The organism is Oleiphilus sp. HI0125, from assembly GCF_001635355.1.
Map to the genome: position 1 here is coordinate 1 of NZ_LWGF01000139.1, position 926 is coordinate 926.

General features: G+C 48.4%; 1 protein-coding gene. It reads left to right on the forward strand.

What is annotated here, in order from left to right; translation table 11 throughout:
• Positions 1-89: 89 nt before the first annotated feature.
• Positions 90-926: ammonium transporter (locus tag A3762_RS02455; protein ID WP_068753955.1), on the forward strand; the 837-nt coding region annotated here is incomplete at its 3' end.

Here is a 926-nt window from a genome sequence, read left to right on the forward strand (position 1 = left end):
CAAGCGATTCGTATCCGTACCGGCGAAACCGGCACTGACGCTGTATAACCATTTTATAAATCATAAGAGCCTAGGTACGGAGGGCTATCATGGAACAGTTATCCAATAACATATTTGAACTTCAATATGCGATGGACACCTTTTATTTCTTGGTGTGCGGCGCATTAGTAATGTGGATGGCGGCAGGTTTCGCCATGCTTGAAGCAGGTCTTGTTCGCGCTAAGAACACGACTGAAATTTTGACTAAAAACGTCGCGTTGTTCGCGATCGCTTGTACTATGTACTTAGTATGCGGTTACGAAATCATGTACGGCGGCGGCTACTTCTTAAGTGCTACTGACAGCGTTGCTTCTATGGACGAAGCTGCAATCGCTGGCGTACTTGCTTCTGCAACTGAAGCTGGTTTCGGCGACATGGGTGAGTACTCAGGCGCGTCTGACTTCTTCTTCCAGGTAGTATTCGTTGCAACTGCAATGTCTATCGTATCTGGTGCGGTTGCAGAGCGTATGAAGCTTTGGGCTTTCCTAGTTTTTGCGGTAATCATGACTGGTTTCATCTATCCAATGGAAGGTGCTTGGACTTGGAACGGCGACGCAGTATTCGGCTTGTATGAGCTTAGCTACAGCGACTACGCAGGTTCTGGTATCGTTCACATGGCTGGTGCAGCAGCTGCACTTGCTGGTGTTATCCTTCTTGGTGCTCGTAAAGGTAAGTACGGTCCTAACGGTGAAGTTAACGCTATCCCAGGCGCTAACCTTCCACTAGCGACTCTTGGTACTTTCATCCTTTGGATGGGCTGGTTCGGTTTCAACGGTGGTTCTACTTTGAAGCTTGGCGGTATCGCTGTAGCAAACGAAGTTGCTAGCGTATTCTTGAACACAAACGCTGCTGCAGCGGGTGGTTTGATTGCTGCTCTTATCGTTGCA